The 17,974-nt window shown below is 52.8% G+C and carries 17 protein-coding genes; 12 read left to right on the top strand and 5 right to left on the bottom strand.

All coding sequences use genetic code 11. The annotated features are described in order from the left end of the window. Positions 1-74 precede the first annotated feature (74 nt). From JJD41_RS15260 to gpmI, 3 genes are all read right to left on the bottom strand, one after another. Complete coding sequence (locus tag JJD41_RS15260) at positions 75-869, bottom strand: matrixin family metalloprotease (protein WP_200667968.1); 795 nt, start codon at positions 867-869, stop codon at positions 75-77. A 34-nt stretch (positions 870-903) separates the two neighbouring features. Further along, a complete protein-coding gene (secG, locus tag JJD41_RS15255; RefSeq protein WP_168571368.1) occupies positions 904-1,134 on the bottom strand; it encodes a preprotein translocase subunit SecG in 231 nt (76 codons plus the stop codon). A 117-nt stretch (positions 1,135-1,251) separates the two neighbouring features. Continuing rightward, complete coding sequence (gene gpmI, locus JJD41_RS15250) at positions 1,252-2,850, bottom strand: 2,3-bisphosphoglycerate-independent phosphoglycerate mutase (RefSeq protein ID WP_200667957.1); 1,599 nt, start codon at positions 2,848-2,850, stop codon at positions 1,252-1,254. Between the two features lie 405 nt (positions 2,851-3,255). Between gpmI and JJD41_RS24845 the strand changes: the two genes are divergently transcribed. From JJD41_RS24845 to JJD41_RS25395, 11 genes are all read left to right on the top strand, one after another. Then, positions 3,256-3,528 (top strand): hypothetical protein, encoded by a 273-nt coding sequence (locus tag JJD41_RS24845; RefSeq protein ID WP_234488852.1) that lies wholly within the window; start codon positions 3,256-3,258, stop codon positions 3,526-3,528. A 482-nt stretch (positions 3,529-4,010) separates the two neighbouring features. Further along, positions 4,011-4,406, top strand: a complete 396-nt coding sequence (gene psb27 / locus JJD41_RS15245; RefSeq protein ID WP_168572047.1) for a photosystem II protein Psb27 — start codon at positions 4,011-4,013, stop codon at positions 4,404-4,406. A gap of 667 nt (positions 4,407-5,073) precedes the next feature. Continuing rightward, complete coding sequence (locus JJD41_RS15235; protein WP_200667953.1) at positions 5,074-6,594, top strand: family 10 glycosylhydrolase; 1,521 nt, start codon at positions 5,074-5,076, stop codon at positions 6,592-6,594. 159 nt (positions 6,595-6,753) lie between these two features. After that, on the top strand, positions 6,754-7,191 hold the full coding sequence (locus tag JJD41_RS15230; protein WP_200667943.1) for a secondary thiamine-phosphate synthase enzyme YjbQ: 438 nt from the start codon (positions 6,754-6,756) through the stop codon (positions 7,189-7,191). A 106-nt stretch (positions 7,192-7,297) separates the two neighbouring features. After that, complete coding sequence (locus tag JJD41_RS15225) at positions 7,298-8,617, top strand: efflux RND transporter periplasmic adaptor subunit (protein WP_200667941.1); 1,320 nt, start codon at positions 7,298-7,300, stop codon at positions 8,615-8,617. Between the two features lie 579 nt (positions 8,618-9,196). Further along, on the top strand, positions 9,197-9,442 hold the full coding sequence (locus JJD41_RS15220; protein WP_234488850.1) for a carbohydrate porin: 246 nt from the start codon (positions 9,197-9,199) through the stop codon (positions 9,440-9,442). 381 nt (positions 9,443-9,823) lie between these two features. After that, positions 9,824-10,813: a LysR family transcriptional regulator gene (locus tag JJD41_RS15215; RefSeq protein ID WP_200667939.1), complete on the top strand. Its 990-nt coding sequence runs from the start codon at positions 9,824-9,826 to the stop codon at positions 10,811-10,813. 117 nt (positions 10,814-10,930) lie between these two features. Continuing rightward, positions 10,931-11,986, top strand: a complete 1,056-nt coding sequence (locus JJD41_RS15210) for an anthranilate phosphoribosyltransferase family protein (protein WP_200667937.1) — start codon at positions 10,931-10,933, stop codon at positions 11,984-11,986. Positions 11,987-12,038: 52 nt separating this feature from the next. After that, positions 12,039-12,647: a molybdenum cofactor guanylyltransferase gene (locus JJD41_RS15205; RefSeq protein WP_200667935.1), complete on the top strand. Its 609-nt coding sequence runs from the start codon at positions 12,039-12,041 to the stop codon at positions 12,645-12,647. A gap of 188 nt (positions 12,648-12,835) precedes the next feature. After that, positions 12,836-13,576 (top strand): response regulator transcription factor, encoded by a 741-nt coding sequence (locus JJD41_RS15200; protein WP_200667933.1) that lies wholly within the window; start codon positions 12,836-12,838, stop codon positions 13,574-13,576. A 280-nt stretch (positions 13,577-13,856) separates the two neighbouring features. Beyond that, positions 13,857-13,991: a hypothetical protein gene (locus tag JJD41_RS25395; protein WP_255547337.1), complete on the top strand. Its 135-nt coding sequence runs from the start codon at positions 13,857-13,859 to the stop codon at positions 13,989-13,991. Here JJD41_RS25395 and chlP read toward each other — a convergent pair. Both chlP and JJD41_RS15190 read right to left on the bottom strand, forming a co-directional pair. Further along, positions 13,988-15,208, bottom strand: coding sequence for a geranylgeranyl reductase (gene chlP, locus JJD41_RS15195; protein ID WP_200667931.1), 1,221 nt, complete (start codon positions 15,206-15,208; stop codon positions 13,988-13,990). The two genes, JJD41_RS25395 and chlP, sit on opposite strands and share 4 nt — an antisense overlap. A gap of 354 nt (positions 15,209-15,562) precedes the next feature. Beyond that, on the bottom strand, positions 15,563-15,910 hold the full coding sequence (locus JJD41_RS15190; protein ID WP_200667929.1) for a low temperature-induced protein: 348 nt from the start codon (positions 15,908-15,910) through the stop codon (positions 15,563-15,565). Positions 15,911-16,199: 289 nt separating this feature from the next. Here JJD41_RS15190 and JJD41_RS15185 point away from each other — a divergent pair, with 289 nt between their 5' ends. Continuing rightward, positions 16,200-17,879, top strand: coding sequence for an ABC transporter substrate-binding protein (locus tag JJD41_RS15185; protein WP_200667927.1), 1,680 nt, complete (start codon positions 16,200-16,202; stop codon positions 17,877-17,879). Positions 17,880-17,974: the final 95 nt, after the last annotated feature.

Raw genomic sequence — 17,974 nt, 5'->3', positions numbered from 1 at the left:
GTTTACAATGTGAGCCGTGTTCTGGAGTGCGATTTAAGGTATAATTACAAGTTCACTCTCTAGGAAAGAGCGATTTAGGGGGTGGGGTGACCCTGGCACGGGATTTCCCAAGGGCGAAGCTGGCGGGTAGTTGGGGTATCGGGAATCGGCCACCCCACACAGGTCGGCTGACGGTAAATTTGTTGCAGGGTATTGAGATCCCGTGGCGAAATTCCCGGCGGTCGGGAGACTTGCGAGAAATACATCACGTCGGACGGGCGATCGCTGTGTCCCCAGATTCCCAAAGCGTGACCGAGTTCGTGGCGGGCGGCAGCTTTGAGATAATCCCCGGTTTGAGTCGGACTCAGGAAAATTTCGCAGTGATGGGCGAGGAGGCGCCTCCCGGAGTCGGGGCGATCGCCAATTTGGTAGCGGGTTTGTGCCGATCGCGCCCGCAACAGTTCCCCAGTCGGCGACAGGCGCACGGGAGGACGGCGCGACCAGATCGTAATATCGGCGCCTTCGGGGTCGCCGACGAGGGTTAAGGGAAAATAGGCGCTCCATTCGGCCACTACTTCGCCCACCCCCTCGTTCCAGTCGCGCGATCGCGGCAAGTTCGGCGCCAGGGGTTCGATATAAACAGTAACCGGAAAGCGGGACCAAACGAGATAGCCGACATCGAGGGGGACGACTTCGGAGAAATAGTCACCGCCCTCGCCGTCGTCGTGCCATCCGGCGAGGGCTGGGGGCAGGGGATGGGGACGGGCAACGATCGCCCCGGACGCCTCGGAACCGGGAACCCGCAGGGCCGCCGCCGCGATCGCCCAACTCCAACACACGAGAGCGACCGCCAGGGCGGCGATCGCCGTCTTCTTCCTCAGCCAACTCATTGCACGAAGCCGCGATCGCCAGACTTGGCAAAACCTAGCCCAACCATCCGGCGCTTAACACGATCGTCGTTCCCATAAACACGATCGTCAGCCCCCAGGTAATCCGGTTGAGGCTCGTTTCCGCACTTTTGGCGCTGGTAAACAGTTGGGCTTGTCCGCCAATCCCACCAATACCGTCGCCTTTGGGGCTGTGCAGCAACACCAAAATAATTAAGGCGATCGCCGAAACCAGCCAAATAATTTCTGTCAGTTGGGTGATGGTCATAATTGCTACTGCTCAACAATGCTCGTTATCGATCTCGATCCACCAGGGGTCCAAACAGCCCGAGCCTCCCCAGTTTTGGGAGGCATCACGAGCCACTCGCTCGGTTCGCGATCGCGCCTACAGCGAAATCTCGACGGGTTCGCGACTCGGTTTGAACTTAACCCGACTCGAAACAATCATAGAACGTCCCGTCATCTCTGGCGGTTGCGGCAGACCCAAAATCTCCAAGATCGTCGGGGCAATATCCGCCAGACAGCCGTCCTCGCGCAAGGCGACTTCCGTTCCGTGTCCCGGAATCTTCAAGCCTTCCCCTTCCACCAAAATAAAGGGAACGGGATTGGTCGTGTGGGCGGTCCAGGGATTACCTTGTTCGTCTTGCATATATTCGGCATTGCCGTGATCCGCAATAATAATTGCCGTTCCACCCCGACGGGAGATTCCCGCCAGTAAGCGTCCGATATTGCGATCGACCGTTTCGATCGCCTGAATCGCCGCCTCAATTTGCCCCGTATGACCGACCATATCCGGGTTGGCGTAGTTGATCGCCACAAAAGAATAGATCCCGCGATCGATCGCGGCGAGGGCAGTGTCCGTCACCCTATCCGCCGACATTTCCGGCTGTCGGTCGTAAGTCGCCACCATCGGCGAGGGGATTAATTCGCGGTCTTCCCCTTCAAACGGTTCTTCCAGACCGCCATTAAAGAAATAGGTGACGTGAGCGTACTTCTCCGTTTCTGCGGTGCGGAATTGCCGCAAACCGCGATTGGAAATCACCTCGCCGAGAATCTGACTGAGATTTTGTGGCTCGAAGGCGACCAACACCGGGAGTTCGCTATCGTATTGGGTGAAGGTGACGAAGTTCAAGGGCTTAATCTGCTCGCGCTCGAACTCGTCAAAGGTCGGATCCACAAAAACTTGAGTGAGCTGTCTGGCGCGATCGGGTCGGAAGTTGAAGAAAATGACGCCATCCCCCGCTTCTACCGCCCCGGGTGCGATCCGCGTCGGAATGACAAATTCGTCGGTGATCTCCTCGGCATAGGATTGCTCTAACAGCTCGATCGCCGAGCGCCCGGCCCCCGGTCCGTCTTGGGTCATGACCCTATACGCTTTTTCAGCTCGATCCCAACGGCGATCGCGGTCCATCGCGTAGTAACGACCGCTCACCGTGACGATTTTACCCACGCCAATACGCGCGATCGCCTCCTCAATTTGCCCGATCGTCTCTATCCCTGACGTCGGCGAGGTATCTCGACCGTCCGTAATCGCGTGAATGCAAACGTCTGAAATCTGCTGTGCTTTTGCTAAATCCAGCAATCCGATTAAGTGGCTGATATGGGAATGAACCCCGCCTTCGGAACACAGACCGACTAAATGGAGTTTTCCTCCGCTTGCTTTGACCTCATGACAGACTTTCACGAGAGCCGGATTACTCAACAAGGAACCATCTTCGACAGCATCCGTAATCCGCATCAACTCTTGTTTGACAATCCGCCCGGCCCCGATGTTCATGTGGCCGACTTCCGAATTGCCCATTTGACCTTCTGGCAGCCCGACAGCTTTCCCCGAGGTTTTGATTAGGGTACTCGGGTAGGTCTCCCAAAGGCTGTCCATCACGGGTGTATTGGCAGCAGCAATGGCATTTCCTTCAGTTGAGTCACTGTAGCCCCAACCGTCTAAAATGACTAGCACCACCGGAGATATAGGTGCTTGCGCCATACTCAGTCACCCTTTCTTTTGTGATTTCTCCGCAATGATAGCATCTCCTCCGGGCATCCTCCAATCGGCTCGGGTTCGGTGGCGTCGGTTCCTACAGGTCGGGGAGGTCGGTTGGAACGGCGAACTGTACGGTTCGGATCGGGGAGGGGGTTTGGGCTTGCATCGGTTTCATGGCTCGGCTGCTCCTCCTGATTTTGGCTGAGTTCCCTCGCGGTTTTTTCAATTGCTTTAACGGGAAATCTGGTGCGTCTCGCTCGACGCGCGATCGCCTTCAAAAATGAACCGATCGCGGCGATTTTTTGGTTCTTGCCGATTCGATTTCGGGGAAAACAGAATCCATTTTAAGGTTGAAATATCGAGATTAAAGCGTATTCCTTTCGAGGGCGATCGCTCTCCAAACAATAGATGTTTTTCTTCCGGCTCGATCGCCCGTCATTCTTAGAGTTTGGAAAGGAGGAGATCGGCGAGTCTCATGTCGGATCCCACGGGTTTAAAATAGAGTCGTCGTTCGTTGAATTCTCAAGGGAAATAGGAACCCGGATCGGGCGCTCATGGGGCGATCGCCCTCGGGCTAAAGGTCAGGGGGGTAAGGGAGTCGATCGCCCTCCCCTCCCGGCGATCCCCCGGGCGATCTCCGCCCCGACGGTTGCCAAAAAAGACGCCACGATTTTATTTTGACTTGCAAAACTATCGAGTTTTAAAAAGCTTATAAAGTAGGATTGAAGCGGGATTTAAACCCGAATAAACCATGACCTCCCGTGCAAAAAAAAACGGCTCGACCGCCGGGGAGACGGAGACCGGATCGGGGGGAGGAGATCGGCTCGGAACCGCAGCCAGCCAGAGATCGAAGCCGACCCTCAACCGGAGCCAAACCCAATCGATTCGATCGCAATCCTTACAGATCGGGAACGAGATCGCTTCAGATTAATTGACAAAAATGATTAAAACTTCTAATCGATCGAAATTTTCCTCGATTCCTATCGGTGGGTTCGGTCTGAAATCGCCGCCAAGCGGTCATTTGCCGAGAGAAATCTTATCCGTTGTAACAGACGATCGCCCCCGATTGAAGGGGGAATCTTTAAGAAATTGCGATCGCCCGGTACGATTCCAAGATAGGATCGATGTTAATTTTAATTACAGCCTCTTGTCTGATGATGTCCATAAAGAAAATATTCTCCCGCCTGTTCGCCTTAGTTTTAGTCGTAGCGATCGCTTTAGTCGGTTGTTCCAGTAGTGGCAGCCTCACGGGAAACTACCAACAAGATACCCTCGCCTTAGTTGACAGTCTGCGAACGGCGATCGAACTGCCGGAAGACGCCCCCGAGAAAAAAACTGCCCAAGCCGAAGCGCGCGATCGGATTAACGAATTTTTCTCGCGTTACCGCCGCGATCCTTCCGTTTCCAAACAGGTATCATTTACCACCATGCGAACGGCGATCGACAGCTTGGCCGGACATTATAACTCTTACCCGAATCGTCCGATTCCGAGCAAATTAAAAAAACGACTCGAACAAGAATTCCGACAAGTTGAATCTGCAATCCAACGAGGCGCCTAAAATTGAGGGCGAGGGAAGCGCCCGAAGCAGCCGCTTGAGTGCCTTCTCTCCCTCGAATTCGTTCGTCCGTCGTCGGATCGACCCATCGAGAGCGAGCGTGCTGGCGTCATTCGGTTCGACCTTCCTCACACCGAGCCAGTCTTCTCCATCGCCACCTGCAGCCATCGAGTACATGGCTGAACTCCAGATCGAACAATCCGGTTTCGATCGCAAGCAGTGGGAACAGATCGACAGGAACTCGGGGTGCTACCGTTCATTAAGTTCATCAAGTTCATCAATTTCATCTGTTCGATCGCGCAAAACAGCTTTTCCCTTGCTCGAAGCCGCCACCGTAAGGGTGGCGATCGTCCATCGATCCCTCATTGCGGTTTGTCGCACTGGCGTCCGACCTCAATCGGGTTTCCTCCCTGGGGAACAAACGAACAAAGAAACAAACTAACAAGATGAATCGGTTGACGATCTCTGGCATAACCGAACGACCCCATTAAATTTTCCCGTGTCCTTCTCGTTCGGACGCCCCGAACCCAGCAACTGGAGGCGATCGCGAACCTCCCCACCCCCACCGTTCGGACATCGACCCGATGGGTGCGATCGTTGTGGATTCCCGAATGCTGCGACGGCTGCGCGATCCGAGCGTCTGCCCAAATCACTCAATTGTTTAACTGCGATGCAACACTGGCGATCTTTGTACGGCGCTCTCGCCGGACTCCTCATGAGTACCTCCCTCATCCCCCCGGCATTCAGTCAAGTCTCGAATGCCCAAGGTGGCCCGACCTGTCAAGCCACTGCCGAACAAATTGCCGAAAAAGATCGATTGCGGCAAGCCGCCCTCTCTGGCGACGAGACAGCCCGCCAAGCTTACCAAGCCTTTCTCGAAGCCGAAGGCAAACGCCTCGACGAATGCCGCAATAAAACTTGGCCCCAAGATCAAGCCCTCTGGTTGCGGCTGTATCCGTGTGACGCCCAACCCGGACAACTTGACGCCTTACTCGATCGCGTCGTCAACAAAGGATACAACAAAGTTTTTGTCGAATATTTCTATGACGGACAGGTCTTATTACCTGCCACCGACAACCCCACCCCTTGGCCCTCGGTCATCCGCACCCCGGGCTACGAAAATGTCGATTTATTAGCCGAATCCATTGAAAAAGGCCGGGAACGCGGTTTAGAGGTCTACGCTTGGCTGTTTACCCTCAATTTCGGCTATACCTATTCCCAAATGGAAGATCGACAAGGAGCTCTGGCGCGCAACGGCGAAGGTCAAACTACCCTCAGTATCAACCAAGACCCCGCCTTACACGACCAAGTGGGAGCCAGTCACGCCAATCATGCTTTTATCGATCCCTACAATCCTCAAGCCAGACAGGACTATAGTTGGCTGATTGCCGAAGCCCTCGAACGTCAACCCGATGGCGTCTTGTTCGATTACGTCCGCTACCTGCGCGGTACGGGTCCGGCTTCTGTCGTCTCCAAACCTTCCGATTTGTGGATTTACAGTCAGGCGTCCCAACAAACCCTCCTGCAACGCGGCATGAATCAAAAAGGACGGGAATTAATTCGCCGTTTTATCACTCAGGGATATATCAGTGCTGGGGATATCGAAGAAGTCGATAAAATGTACCCCAACGAACTCGAACCTCTCTGGCACGGTCGCACCCCACCGACGACCAAAACCCTCGCCCCGCCTGCCGAAAGGCAGCCGCTTTTGCAATGGGAACTGTGGTATCTCAGTGTAGCCCACGCCGTCCAAGGGATTCTCGATTTTGTCGATGCGGCTGCCGAACCGATTAAAGAGCAAGGACTCGCCGCCGGAACGGTCTTTTTCCCGGGGGGCAATCGCCCGGTCGGCGACAAAGGATTCGACTCTCGCCTCCAGCCTTGGGACCGCTTCCCCGCTTGGATGGAGTGGCATCCCATGGCCTATGCCAATTGTGGCGATCCCTCCTGCATTATGGACGAAATTCAGCGCGTCGTCAGCATGGCCCCTGAAGGCACTCAAGTGATTCCTGCCTTAGCTGGGGATTGGGGCCAGTCCGTGAGGGAGCGTCCGTCTCTGGAAGCCCAAATGTTTGCCTTGCAACGTCAGTTTGGGTCTAAAATTAATTCGGTCAGTCACTTTGCCTATTCTTGGCAAGAACCGGACTCCGATCGCGATCGCAAATTCTGTCAGCTTCCATCGCCTCAATAATATATTTTCCTAAATTGAACCCTTAAGGAGGTCGATCCGAGGGAGGCTGTCGCTCTCCCTTGGTTTTTTGCGTGAAAACTTCGCCAAAGGCCGATTTTAGGCTTAAATCTGGTAAATTATCAGGTGAATTACATTTCAAAAAGTTGACGCGATCGGCTCATGCGCTTGACCCACAATTTCTTAAAAGTTGAAACGGGCGAAGGAATTTGCATTTATAATATTACGCCGCAAATTCAAGAGTTCGTCGAAAAACACGGCATCAGACAGGGAAATGTCACCGTCATTTCTCAGCATACAACTACGGCTTTAACCATCAATGAAGCCGAAGAACGATTGCTCGAAGATATTAAAGCGTATCTCAAAAAATTAGCTCCTCCCGAAGATAAATATTTACATAACGACCTCCATTTACGCGACGTTCCCGAAGACGAACCGATTAACGCTCATTCTCATTTAATGGCAATGACGATGGGAACGACGGAAACCATCCCGATTCTTAACGGTAAATTAGCGTTAGGAACCTGGCAATCGGTGTTGTTATTAGAGTTAGATGGACCGCGTACCCGCAAGGTTTTATTACAATTTTGGGGAGAATAAATCGATCGCCGTTCGCGATCTAAAAAAATAAAGGTTCAACTCTAAAATCACAATGTCCAATTAAAATATAAAACTAAACTGCCCCATTAAAATTCCTACACTCACGATGAATCACGTTCGCTCCTGGGTCGCGCGTTTTCCCCACGCCCTCTTGAAAGTCGGATCGATCGCCGTGCTGACGATCGCCGCGTTGGGAGTCGCCAGTTGTCAGGCTACACCGGAAGGAGGCTCCACCCCACGGGGACGAGGTAACCCGGAACGCACCGAGAACAACCAACCGATCGCCGTCGATATCGCGATCGCCGAACGGCGGCCCTTACGAGAACCGATCCAATATACCGGAACGACGCGCCCGGTGGAGGAAGTGAGCTTGCGATCGCGCGCCGAGGGACAATTACTCGACTTGAGGGCCGATGTCGGCGATTTCGTCACCCAAGGCGAAATTCTCGGGCGCATTGACGATACCTTAGCGGTCGCCGACGTGGTTGAGGCGGAAGCGGAACTGGCGGCCCTGCAAGCGGAAGTCCAACGGTTGCAAGCGGCGGTCCGCGACGCGCGATCGCAAGTCGAAAGCATCCGCCTCGACCTGGAACAAGCGGAAAACGACGCCGAACGCCTCCAGTGGCTTTACGAAGAAGGGGCCTTGTCCGAACAAGAAGCGGAACGGGCCGGAACCTTAGCGCGCACGACCCGCCAAAATTTAGAAGCGGCGAGAGAACGGATCGGCACCCAGGAAAAAGCGGTAGAAGCGGCTCAAAAGCGGGTTTTGGCGCAAGAAGCGGTGCTGGCGGGATTGCGATCGCGCCGAAACTACAGCGTGTTGACGGCCCCCATCTCGGGTTCGGTGGTCGAACGGTTGGTGGATCCCGGGAGTTTGGTGCAAACGGGCGGCGAAATTCTCAAAATCGCCGATTTCAGCCGCTTGGAGGTCGTCGTCAACCTTTCCGAACTCAAACTCAATCAAATTCGTACCGGACAAACGGTTAACGTGCGTTTAGATGCGTTTCCCGAAGATAGCTTTTTCGGCGAGATTTCGCGGATTTCTCGCGCCGCCAACACCGAAACCCGTCAAATTCCCGTAGAGATTATCTTGGATAATACCGATCGCCGCCTCGCTAGTGGGTTGTTGGCGCGGGTGACTTTTGAAGCGGGCCGAACTCAGTCGGTGGTGTTACCCGAAAGTGCCTTACAGACTGGAGAGACCCGGGCGCGATCGCTGCGCGAAGGCAGTGAGGCGACGGTGTTCGCGATCGTCGAAAACGAGCAATCACCCCAGGTTAAGGCGCGTCCGGTAATCCTTGGCGAGCGGGTCGATGGCAAAGTGGAAATTCGCGCGGGCTTGGAATCGGGGGAACGGGTGGTCGTCAGAAGTAGTAAACCGTTGAAGGACGGCGATCGCGTGCGCCCCAGTATCCTGTCCGAATGAGCGGTCTGGACTCGAAGTAGAGGGCGATCGCTCGGATATTTATGTAAATCGCGCATCGATTATATTTTTTTTTGCATAATGACGCCCGATTTTGCTACTCTCGCTACAAATTTTTGCAGGAAAAAATGGGATTTCTACAAACATTAAGACGGGGTTAAAACAATTCTTGAGCAATCGATAACCTTCCGCTCGAAAAGTTACCCAGATTTCGAGCGTTCAGGGATCGTTGACGGCGGTTCGCCAAAGCGATCTCAAACTAATTTTCAACAGCAAAATCGTTGAATCATTGGCGATCCACTCGGCAGAAAGCTGCCTTTATTTTTGTAGACTTCCTCTCATTTACACTGTGGAAATTTGTCGCACTGCAATGTCACAATTCTCCCTAAAATTTTTGGCCACTCCTCTCTCGATCGCCGGATTTGCTCTTCTAGGTGCGACTGCCGAACTCGATGGGGCGATCGCCGCCGCCTCATCGCCTAACCGTGCAACTCAATCGCAAAATGTGTTCCGACAAGGCGATCGCTACTCCCCCATCAGCCAGGAATTCGCTCCCTGTCTCCAGCCCTTGCTTTACCAGATTTGGGTAAACAAGGATCTCTCGGCGGCTCGATCTTCGGCGCCGAACCGTATTTAAGCGATCTCGACGTGCCGGGAAATCCCGATTTTTCTACAGATATCCCGTTTCATGTCGAAGGCTTTTATAAATATCAAATGAGCGACAATATTACTATTACACCGGGTTTGATTGGGTTGAGCTCTCCCCAGCAAAATAATGACAACGATGATGTTTTTATGGGTACGGTGAGGACGACCTTTTCATTTTAAAGAAAAACGCGAAGGGGGGCAGGAGTCGAGAGTGGGAGGCAATACGAGCGCCATATTTCTCCCTGATTCCTCCTCTTTATTCCCTCAAATTATATGTTTTAAATGTTTTTAACCTGTGTTCGACATGGGTTCAAAATGTAAGAGGATAGAATTGTAACCCAATTCTCAATTAGATGAAGTTCGAGTGCTGTAGGTAAATTTGCTGTTAATTCTCTTATTGTTTGATGATTGTCGGATATGGCTTATCTTGCTCGCTTCGTTATCTAAAATCTAAAATCTAAAATTCAAAACCTCCCATTGTTGTATCGATTTGTACTGTATTTGACGCTTAATTCAGTTATAGTTGAAAAATTGACTTAAAATGGAATTGAATTGATAACAATGCGCCTAGAGCAGTTACAAGCCTTTCTGGCTGTTGCTGAGACGGGAAGCTTTCAGCAATCCGCGCGTCAATGTGGGGTGACCCAATCGACGATCAGCCGACAAATTCAGGCACTCGAAGCAGAATTGGGTTTGCCACTGTTTCATCGGGCTGCTCAGGCTAAGTTAACATTGGCGGGCGATCGCTTTTGGCCGCGCGCCCGTAAAATTTGCCAAGAATGGGATAACGCGCGTCAAGAATTGACGGATTTACTGGCAGGAAAACAACCAGAATTGTGCGTGGCAGCCATTCATTCGGTTTGTGCGTATTATTTACCCCCGGTTTTACAAAAATTTTGTCAAAGTTATCCGGAAGTGCAGTTAAGAGTGACGGCGTTGGGAAGCGATCGCGCACTGAAGGTTTTAAAGGATGGGTTAGTGGATTTGGCGATCGTCATGAACAACCGTTTTTTAACCGCCAGTCCGGAAATGGTGGTCGATATTCTTTATGAAGAAACCATCGAAGTATTGATGGCGGTGGATCATCCCCTCGCCCAATACGATCGCATTCCCTGGTCGGAATTAGCTCGTTTTCCTCAAGTGGTGTTTAAAGATGGTTACGGGATGCAACGGTTGGTACAAGATTTGTTTTTAAAACAAGGAATTCCCTTGCGTGCGGTGTTGGAATTAAACACGCCGGATGCGTTTCGCGGGGTAGTACGTCAGGGGGACACGATCGCCCTGCTGCCGGAATCGGCCCTGGTGGAAGCCCGACACGATCCGACTTTGGCAGTGCGATCGCTGGCGCCTCTATCGTCGGAGGTGGCGTTTGAGGCGGAGAAAAACGGGGAAAATAGCCAGGTTCCCTGGAATCGCCAAGTGGCAATCGTGACGACGCGCGATCGCTTACAAATTCCTCCGATTGCATACTTTTGGAAGTTGGTTCACGAGTGCGTCCCCGAACAGCACCCATTTCATCCCCGGGAAAGTGCGACTTCTCCCGTGTCTTGAAGGAGAACAATCGTGCGATCGCGGGTAAATCTTTGTAAAAATGAGAAAAAAATAATTTTTAAACTGGATTCAGCATAAGATCTCAAATCTAAGGACATCTAAACTTCTATTTTCGCCATGAGTGATGCTTTTCGCGAACTTCTCAAAAAAATTGGCAGTGGTCCTCATACCGGACAATCTCTCAACCGGGAAGAAGCAGCGAGTGCGATGCGAATGATGCTCCTCGGCGAAGCAACTCCGGCCCAAATCGGCGCGTTTTCGATCGCCCATCGAATCAAGCGTCCGACGGGGGAAGAGTTAGCGGGAATGTTGGATGCTTACGACGAGTTCGGACCGCACTTAGGGGCGATCGCGGGAATCGAGGCGATCGTTTTGGGGGTGCCTTATGACGGGCGATCGCGAACGGCCCCCGTAACCCTCCTGACGGCATTAATTTTAGCCAATGCGGGGGAGTCGGTGGTCATGCACGGGGGCGATCGAATGCCGACGAAATACGGCGTCCCTTTAATCGATCTCTGGCAGGGATTGGGGATTGACTGGCGATCGCTCGATCTGGCGCAAACTCAGGCAGTCTTTGAAAAAACCGGGATCGGTTTTGTGTATGTACCCGCTCATTTTCCCGAAGCGGCGAGTCTGATTCCGTACCGGGAGCAAATCGGCAAGCGCCCCCCGATCGCCACGTTGGAGTTAATCTGGTGTCCTTATGCCGGAAATGCCCAGATCGTCTCGGGTTTCGTCCATCCTCCCACGGAAAATATGTTTCGCGAAGCGTTCCGGTTGCGCGGACAAGCCCATTTTACGACGGTGAAGGGGTTGGAAGGCAGTTGCGATTTACCGCGCGATCGCGCCGCGATCGTCGGGGTGAAGCATCCGGAACGATCGCCCCACGACGAGTTAGAACGGTTGCTGCTGCACGCGCGCGATTATGGTTTTAGCAGCGTTAACGTGCCTCTGTGTTCGGAAGCCTTTTTAATCGAGCAAATGCAAGATATTCTCAAGGGCGAGGAAAGCGATTTGCTGCCGTCAGTGTTGTGGAATGCGGGCTTTTACTTGTGGCATCGCGGTATTGCCTCGAATTTGGAAATCGGCACGCAAATTGCTAAAGAAGCGTTGAGCGAAGGTCACATTCTCGCTAAAGTGGGGGCGATCGCCGAAGCCATCGCCGCCAGTTAAAATGTAGGTTCAACGCAAAAAATAACTGGTACTCTACAATCTACAATCTACAATGCTCAAAAATCGCCTCACTGCCTTAGTTCTAGCGGGCGGTTCGAGTTCGCGGATGGGGCAGGACAAAGCCCTCCTCACTGTTGGAGGTCGGACATTTTTGCAGAAAGTCTGCGAAGTCGCGCGCCACTGTTGCGATCGCGTCTGCATCCTGACCCCGTGGCCCGAACGCTATCAATTTTTAAATGAATTGCCCTCCTGGGGAGCAGGGACGATCGCCTTTCTCGACGAACTCCATCCCGGAGAAGGACCGTTAGTGGCGTTATGCGACGGTTTGGCGCAGGTCGAGAGCGAGTGGGTACTGTTGCTGGCGTGCGATTTGCCGTTCTTGGACGGAGCGATCGTGGCACGCTGGGCCGCCCAATTAGATGCCCTTTCCCCGGAGATTCTGGCGTCGGTCCCGCAACAGGACGGTTTGTGGCAGCCGACATGCGGTTTTTACCGATCGCCGATTCTGCCGCACCTGCAAGGGTTTGTCGCTCGGGGCGGGCGATCGTTCCAACGGGGGTTGAGCGAGCTTCCCGTGCAGGCGATCGCCTTGAACTCAGCCGAATCACAAATGTTGCTCAATATCAATACCCCGGAAGCGTTTCGAGCGCTGCAAAATTAGGGTTTTGGGGGGCGATCGCCCCGCCGAGGATCCTCAAATGAGTAAAAAAACTGACTTTAGCTCCGAGTTCCCAGGGATTCTTTGGAAAGATTTTGGAATCCTTGCTTATAATCTGTACAGGAATCTATAGATTTCTCAATAGGTTACTTGCGAACCTTTACAAACTCAGTAGTTCAAACCCTTGAATGATGCCCCGGATACTCGTCATCGACGATGACCCTGCGATTTCCGAATTAGTTGCCGTCAATCTCGAAATGGCTGGCTACGAAGTCAGCCAAGCTGAAGATGGCATCAAAGGTCAGGCTCTAGCGCTCCAGCTTCTGCCCGATTTGATCATGCTCGATCTGATGCTGCCTCGCGTGGATGGATTTACTGTCTGTCAGCGTCTGCGCCGCGACGAACGAACTGCCGACATCCCCGTATTAATGTTGACGGCTTTGGGTCAAACTCAGGATAAAGTCGAGGGCTTTAATGCAGGGGCTGACGACTACCTGACGAAACCGTTTGAAGTTGAGGAAATGCTCGCTCGGGTACGCGCCTTGTTGCGCCGAACCGATCGCATTCCCCAAGCGGCGAAACATACGGAAATTCTCAATTACGGCCCACTCACCCTGGTTCCGGAACGATTTGAATGTATTTGGTTTGCCCAAACGGTGAAATTGACCCATTTGGAGTTTGAGTTACTGCATTGCTTGCTCCAACGTCACGGTCAAACGGTGTCGCCGAGTGAAATTCTCAAAGAAGTGTGGGGTTACGATCCCGACGATGACATCGAAACGATTCGCGTTCACGTCAGACATTTGAGAACGAAGCTCGAACCGGATCCGCGTCATCCCAAATATATTAAAACCGTTTATGGGGCGGGTTATTGTTTGGAGTTACCCAATACCCCCGTTAGCGAACGCCAGGAAGATGTAGAAGCCGGATAGGGCGATCGAGATAGAGAAGGGAAAGGCAATGAAAGATAGCTTTCACGGCGATCGCCCGGATCGATCTCGGTCGAGCCACAGAAACAAATACAGCTAGACAGATTGGTCTAGCTGTATTTTACGATTTTATGGGGGGTCTGGGCGATCGCCCTTTGCCTGCCTTGGCGCGGCGATCGGGCGATCGGCTTCCAATTCGGTCTGTTTTTTTGAAGGTTTTATACACAATCTATAGTTCAAGCGAGCAGGCAAGCGAGCAGGATTCAATAATCAAGCTCGAAAATTGCTCGCCTCCGCTCGGATTCATCGGCGACCCGCGATCGGCGATCGGTCGGAACGACAGGCGCTAAAACCCGCATTCCGACCGATCGCTACCGAAAATATGACCGATGGAGAAAGCGTTCCCAAGCCCCTCTAAGGCGCTAACGCATTTCCTCGCAGCAAGCTACCGATGGTTTTCGCCGTAATCTTGAGCTGTACCAAAGGATTGGCAGGAACGACGGTTTTGTAGAGGTAGCTATCAAAGGTCAGCTTCTGTACGTCGAGGTCGGCGCACATTTCTACAAACGCTTCCCGGGTGGCGTCGGAACGGTAGAAGACCCGTTGCAAGATGTCGAGCACCTTGTAGGTCATGCCGTATTTCTTATCCCAACGCTTGATATAAAGCTGCAAGTCCGCTTCCGTCGGAATGCGCTGTCCGGCGTTGGTGGTTTCGACGATCGTTTCGGCGCACATCCGGGCGGATTTGGCGGCGAAGTAGATCCCTTCTCCCGAGGATTTGGTAACGGTTCCCGCAGCGTCGCCGACGAGAGCCACGCGACCGCGAACCCGGCGCGGACGGGGATGTTCGGGAATCGGGTGCGCTTCGACTTTGATGATTTCGCCACCTTCGAGGCGTTTCGCGGCTCGGGCGCGGATTCCAGCTTGAAGCTGTTTGATGCGCGCTTGGTTGACCTTCATCGTCCCCGTTCCCACGGCGACGTGGTCGTATTTGGGGAACACCCAGGCGTAAAAGTCCGGAGAGACATCGTTACCGACGTACATTTCCGCTAAATCTTGGTAATACGCCATTTTGTCTTCGGGCAGACGAATGCGCTCTTGGAAGGCGATCGCGTAGTTGTAATCTCCGGCTTCGATCGCCTTGGCTACCCGAGAGTTGGCACCGTCCGCACCGATGACGACATCGACTTTCAGGATTTTTTGAGTGCCTTCTAAAGTGCCGTCGGAATGATCGGCGTAGTGAATTGTATAAGGGTCGGTATTATTGGAGGGAATCTCAAGTTTGTGAACGGTGCCGTTGATCAGGGTGGCCCCTAACTTGGCGGCGCGATCGCGCATGAAGCCATCGAGAATTTCCCGGCGGCACATGCCAATATATTCGTCTTGATTGGGTAAATGAATATCGACTTCGATATTAGACGGGGAGATCATTTTCATATTTCTCACCCGCCGATCCACGATTTCGGGAGGTAGATCGAACTCGCTGACCATGCACAGTGGAATTGCACCGCCACAAGGCTTGGCATTATTGAGCTTGCGCTCGAACAGGAAGGTTTCAATACCCGCTTTTGCAAGTGTCTCGGCGGCAGAGGAGCCTGCGGGGCCTCCTCCCACGACAGCAACCCTTAGTCCCAAAGCTGTTCTCCCTATGTCTGTTTGCGGTTACCGCCAGCCATGGTACCACGGACTTCTAAGTCCCGCTTCGCTCCTCTCGCAGATATGACAAAAATGAAACAGACCTTAATATTTCGATACAATTCTTGGAGTCCGTCAATCTCGACCATCAGCAATTTTGAACGACAGGCGATCGCATTTGTGGTAAGAGGACATTAGGCGGGCAAAAAAAAAGGCGACCGGGACGGTCGCACTCGGGAAAATTGGCAAGCTTGCGATTCTGGAGAAAATGCTAGGGTTGCATCTTCCTAGAACGGGGATTTTTATACTCCGATCTGTTGCTGTCAGCCAGGTCAAGATTTATATAAAACGAACTTAGTTTTCAGTATAAGCTTTGACCGCTTTTTTAACCTTCTGTTCTACAGAATTATCCTCTTGCGTATCTTCCGGACTAATCATTTTATTTTTGCTGGCGGCGCCTTGAACCTCATTAATCCCTTTCTGCGCCCTTTTCTGAGTTTCTTTTAAAGACATCGGACTATCTTTGGCGACTTGTTCCGATCGCTGACGGATTTCGTTCAAATTCGCTTCGCCTTCCGTCGGCTGACTTTTAGCCGCAAAAGCCGGAAACGCACTACTCAAAATGAGTAAGCCCGCGATCGCGATCGCCAACAAAAAGCGGATCGGGCGGACGATCGCAAAATTAAAAGCACTAAAATTCATCCAAAAAACCTCCAAAATTTCAAAAATAAAATTCGCTCGGGCAGCGATGGTACCGACGGCCAACCCCCACTCGGGGAATTGAGTTCGATACAACTGAACTAACTTTAATTTAACGGAATTCGTGCGATCGCCAATCCCCCTAGAGAGAGATTTGAAGGGGCGGGCGATCTCTCTGTAGAGTGAGACCGATCGCCCTAGGACGATCGGTCTCCCAGCGCCAAACAGTAGCCGAGACGAGCGCCAACCGATAGAGTAAAAGCAATTTCCCTGTTTTCACCATCTCTATTCCATGTTTCCCAAGCCTTCTCGTCACTGGCAACAATGGCTCGCTTCCCGCCTCAAATGGGGACGATGGTTCGCCCTGGTTTGCACCTGCTGCTTGCTGGCGATCGCCTGTAACCCGCAACCTCAAGCCGATTCGCCCTCACCGACTCCTCCCCCCGAGATCGGCGATCGCATCGTCCTGGGAACCACCTCCAAACTGAGAACCCTCGATCCTGCCGACGCTTACGATCTCAGTTCCGGCTACTTACTCAATAATTTGGGCGATCGCCTCTACGCTTATCCCCTCGGAACCCAAGACATCCAACCCCAACTCGCCACCGCCTTACCCACCGTCAGCGACGACGGCTTGACCTACACCGTACCCCTGCGCCAAGGGGTAAAGTTTCACGACGGCACCCCCTTCGACGCCGAAGCGATGGCCTTTTCCCTGCGTCGCTTCATGGAAAATGGCGGTCAACCGTCCTTTTTACTCGGCGATATTATCGACTCCGTCGAAGCGACTGGCGAATACGAATTAACCTTTAGCCTCAAACAACCCTTTGCCGGATTTACCGCCTTGCTGACTTTTCCTGGCGCTTGTGCGGTGTCCCCCCAACATTACCAAATTGGCCCCGGTGCGTTCCAACCGGATACCTTCGTGGGAACGGGTCGCTATCGACTGGCGAATTACGGTCCCGATTCCTTAACCTTAGAAGTGTTTGAGGACTATTGGGGCGAAAAACCCGCCAACGACGGCATCGACCTGCAACGGTTTACCAGCGAAGGCAACTTATATAATGCCTTCCGAACCGGGGCGATCGATGTCGGTTACGAAACCCTCGACCCCGACCAAATTCGCTCCTTAGAAACCATGGCGCCGGAACGCGGTTGGCAGGTCATTTCCGCCAACGGCAACTCGGTCACCTATTGGACTCTCAACACCCAAACCCCGCCGTTAGATAACGTTAAAGTCAGGCAGGCCCTGGCGTTTTTGGTCGATCGCCCCGCCTTAATCGATCGCGTCAGTCCCGGACAAGCCGAACCGCTTTACAGCCTGATTCCCAATACCTTTGACGTGTCCGAAGCCGTCTTTCAAACCCGCTACGGCGACGGAAAAGCCGAGGAAGCCAAAGCCTTACTCGCCGAGGAAGGTTACGATGCGGACAATCCTCTAACCATAGAAGTGTGGTATCCGTCGGGGTCTCCCGTTCGGGTGATGCTGGCGAGTACGTTAAAGGCGATCGCCGAACGCGAACTCGGCGAAATCGTCCAACTCGAACTCAAAAGCGTCGAATTTACCACCGCCACGGCAAATATCGATAAAGGGGTTTATCAGACTTTTCTCACGAACTGGTTTCTCGATTTCTTCGACCCGGACAACTACGTGCAACCCTTTCTCAGTTGTAGCGAGGGGTCGCCATTGAGGGGATGCGTGTCTGGCGGCAGTCAGGCGCAAGGATCGTTTTATTATAACGATCGCGCCAACGCGGCGATCGATCGCCAACGCCAAGAACGCGACCCCCAAAAACGCAAGGCCATTTTTAGTGAAATCCAACAGATCCTCGCCGAAGAGGTTCCGTATATTCCCTTATTTCAAAATAAGGAGTACGCTTTTGCTCAAGCCGGAATAGAAGGGGTGCAGTTGCAACCCGCCCAACCGTTCCCCTTGTGGGAGATTCGCAAAACGAATGCCTCGGATTCTTAGTCTCCGGTTGGATCGCGGCGATCGCCGTATCTAGGGGAGAATTTGGGTTGCCGGGTCGATCGACGCTGTGCAATTAACGTCTATATCATAAGATT

Origin of the sequence: Oxynema mangrovii CENA135 (assembly GCF_016632315.1) — a bacterium.
Lineage (GTDB): Bacteria > Cyanobacteriota > Cyanobacteriia > Cyanobacteriales > Laspinemataceae > Oxynema > Oxynema aestuarii.
This window is presented reverse-complemented; position numbering and strand designations above follow the sequence as displayed.